This window comes from Parachitinimonas caeni (assembly GCF_030129945.1).
Taxonomy (GTDB): Bacteria; Pseudomonadota; Gammaproteobacteria; order Burkholderiales; family Chitinimonadaceae; genus Parachitinimonas; species Parachitinimonas caeni.
This window is the reverse complement of sequence record NZ_JARRAF010000101.1, coordinates 1-3,058: the sequence shown is the minus strand read 5'-3', so window position 1 is coordinate 3,058 and position 3,058 is coordinate 1. Positions and strand designations below refer to the sequence as shown.

Below are 3,058 nucleotides of genomic sequence, written 5' to 3'. Positions count from 1 at the left end.
TCCAGGTGTCGGTGGTTTTCCAGGTGCGGCCGGCGCTGTCCACTTTCCGCTCGGACACGACGGCGCCGCCACTGGTGACGCGGGTCAGATAGCCTTCGAGGCTGTAGCCATAGTTTTCGGTATGGGCATACTGGCCGTAGCCGGCATCGGTCTTGCCGCCATAGGCCGCCTGGGTGCGCTGGTTCAGGTAGTTGTAAGTCAGCGCCACGCCGCGCTCGCCTTTGACGACCGTGGTTTGGCCCGCTTCGTCTTTGCCCAGTTCGCCCTGGCTGACCACGACTCGGTTGAAGTTGTCGTAGCGGTACCAGTAGCAATCCAGAGAAATGAAGTTCTTTTTGGATCATTCAAACAGGACAGCGGAACAATTTACTCACTTGGAACATAGTTAGGATTTGAAAGGGCCTTCTATTAACCCTTTTTCATTAACTTTCCAGGCACCCACAATCGCCTCAGGAAGAATGCGTCCAGTTTTCGGGTATTTCTTATCAAGAACATATCCCCAGCCGCCAGGATTTTGCATCGCTTCGTTTACTGCCTCTTCCGTAGGCTTAACATTGTCTATTTCTGAATGATTCAATCCACTCATTGTGAAATTGCCTTTGCAAGTTGACTGTTGTCAATAAGCCAACCTCAGCAAAATCTAGTGAGGAAACTAGATCAGCCATTCTGGCTTGCTTACCTTTTTCGAGCAGATAACCGCTCAAGCCATTCGACATCTGGCGAGCCATTCGAGAGGAAAGAAAATCCTTCCTACAGGCATTTATCATTAAAAATGCTTCTTCTGGTTCAAGAATGTGCTCTCGGAGGTCATTGAGGCAATTGATAAAATCCTTCCCAATTGCAACATGCTCCAATCCCTCAATTTTAATTTTCAGTTCACAATCTGAAGCCACAGAGATGAATAACTCCACCTCTATGACTCGATTGAGCTTGGCAAGGTATAGGCTCACTTTTTTGGCTGTCAATTTCCCCGTCATCCGTTCCTATTACCCTACAAGATATCACCATCATCTTGAGGCAGAATTTTTATCACCTGCTCATTTATTACCAGAAAGCGCGTACTGGACTGAAAGTTGTGAGAGCCTACCATCTGCTGCCACTTATAAATATAAGTGACTTTTTTAGGGTCTTTTGAGTCTATAAAATCAGGCTGTCCCAAACAATCAGTAAGAAAATTTACAGGCATTGGCGACTTTCTAATTTTAAAGAAAATTGCATACATGGCCTCTGCAAAAATGTCAGATTCTCCACGTTTATCTCCAAGGGAGGCAATCTTTTTACCCGCTTGGGCATAGTCATAGCTCTCAGGGGAGTCATTAAAATCAGAAAACATTGCGGGGTCCTTTTTCAGACATGATGACTCTTAAGTCGACCATATTGCCACCATAGTAAAAGACTGTTTTGTCTGAGTACAGCTTCCAGACTCTACTTAACTCCCAACGAGTTACATTTCTCGGGACAATCATTGATCCCTCAGCTCCAATATCCATCACTCGCTCAAGAGATGATCTATTTAGATTAGTCACAACACCATCCAAATTAAAGTGAATCTGTTTTGACTCTTTCATCAACGAATCGATTTGCGATTCAAGAGCTTTGGCGGAGGTGGCCCTAGGAAAACCTCTTTCCCGCGCTATGTCAAAATACGTTTTTATGGATGGATCTTCCAATTTTGAGACAAATCTATTTAGTTGCCCGTGTTTAGCAAGATCTGAGATGTGCGCAGGATGGTCTTGTACGCCAAGGGCTAAAGAAAATTGAGCTCTTTCACCTGCCAAATCGGCCACTTTACTTATAGATGTTGTCTCCAACCCCACCACCGGTATCAACAGGGGTACCGTATCACTCGGTACAACCTGGAAGTTTGGCATGGTTGCTTGGCTGAACTTACCCATCCACGAATTGACAGGGACATCCACCATCACCACCCCCAGGCGGACGTGGGTATTGGCCAACTCACGGTAAACATTTGAACCTCGTACCACACCCGATGCCTTGCTGACTGCTGCACCCACCGCCGGCGCGTACGGCAAGGCCGTCAACCCCGCCGTAGCAAGCGATCTTGCGCCTTCCGCGTCACCTGCCAGCAGTTGCTGGGTACCCAGACTGAGCAGGTTGCCGGTCAACCTCAGGTTGGTGCCAACGTCGCGCACCAGGTTGTAGCCGTCTTCCATTGCCGCCCCACCGGCCGCAATCGTCAGCGGAATGGCGCTGTAGAGGGCGGTTTGGCCGGGGTAGGGACTGTTGCCGATGTTGTTCCAGATACCGGCCGTGGTCTCGGCCATGTAGTTGCGGCTCAGGTTCTGGGCGGTGGCCGCTACAGCCGCCTGGGCGCTCAGGATCTTCTGCTGGGCTTGTCGCACTTCAGATTTGACCCATTCAATCTGATCATCGTTGGCACCGGCTGCCACGGCGCGCAGGACTTTCTGTTCGCCCAGCAGGTCCATCCGGGTGGCTTCGGCGGTGGTCAGGCCCAGCAGGGCGGCATTGGCCGAGGTGGGCGCCAGGCTGACGCCAGCTTGATACGCGGCACGGATGATGGCTTGGTTTTCCTGATCGGCCTGGTTCTGCCAGCCATTGTTGACCGCTATCCGCTCAATGCCCACTACCCGCCGTAGTGCATCCTGCCTGGCCAGGCTAGCGGCAGCGTCGTCATCGCCTGCGCCGCCACCCAGCCCAATATTGCTGCCAAGGTGCGGGAACATGCGGTATTTCGATGGGCCTTCGTCAAACCGGAAACGTGGGTCTTGATACGTGGTGCGGACGGTCAGCGAGTTGTAGGCATCGGCGATGTCTGATTTTGCCAAGGCATCGTCCACCATCGCTTGCTTACGCTGCTGCACATCGGCATTCCATTGCCGGCCGCCTTCGCTGCCGGCGTCCTCGGCCCCGCCACTGCCGGCGTAATACAGTATCCCCGCCCGAGCCGCATCCATGCTGGCTTGCATCGGGTCGATGCGGCCGGTGCTGATGCCTTGGGACACCATTGAGCCGATCAGGCCACCGACGATGGCGCCGCCCTGGCCGCCAACGGTTCTGCCCACATAGTCCCCGGCCC

At 52.4% G+C, this 3,058-nt stretch carries 5 protein-coding genes; all 5 read right to left on the bottom strand.

Annotated features, from left to right (window positions below; genetic code table 11):
- Positions 1-277, bottom strand: a 277-nt coding sequence (locus PZA18_RS23695) for a hypothetical protein (RefSeq protein WP_284103368.1), incomplete at its 3' end; no start/stop codon positions are given.
- A 108-nt stretch (positions 278-385) separates the two neighbouring features.
- Positions 386-586, bottom strand: a complete 201-nt coding sequence (locus tag PZA18_RS23690; protein WP_284103367.1) for a hypothetical protein — start codon at positions 584-586, stop codon at positions 386-388.
- A complete protein-coding gene (locus PZA18_RS23685) occupies positions 549-977 on the bottom strand; it encodes a hypothetical protein (protein WP_284103366.1) in 429 nt (142 codons plus the stop codon). Before PZA18_RS23685 ends, PZA18_RS23690 begins: the two co-directional genes overlap by 38 nt.
- Before the next feature lie 14 nt (positions 978-991).
- The gene (locus PZA18_RS23680) at positions 992-1,333 is read right to left on the bottom strand and encodes a hypothetical protein (protein ID WP_284103365.1); all 342 of its coding nucleotides are present in this window, start codon (positions 1,331-1,333) and stop codon (positions 992-994) included.
- On the bottom strand, positions 1,323-3,058 hold a 1,736-nt coding region (locus tag PZA18_RS23675), incomplete at its 5' end, for a hypothetical protein (protein ID WP_284103364.1). The genes PZA18_RS23675 and PZA18_RS23680, both read right to left, overlap by 11 nt.

Excerpts from the sequence above, each read along its gene's own strand:
- PZA18_RS23690 (WP_284103367.1), bottom strand. The coding sequence starts at position 586 with ATGAGTGGATTGAATCATTCAGAAATAGACAATGTTAAGCCTACGGAA.
- PZA18_RS23685 (WP_284103366.1), bottom strand. The coding sequence starts at position 977 with ATGACGGGGAAATTGACAGCCAAAAAAGTGAGCCTATACCTTGCCAAG.
- PZA18_RS23680 (WP_284103365.1), bottom strand. The coding sequence starts at position 1,333 with ATGTTTTCTGATTTTAATGACTCCCCTGAGAGCTATGACTATGCCCAA.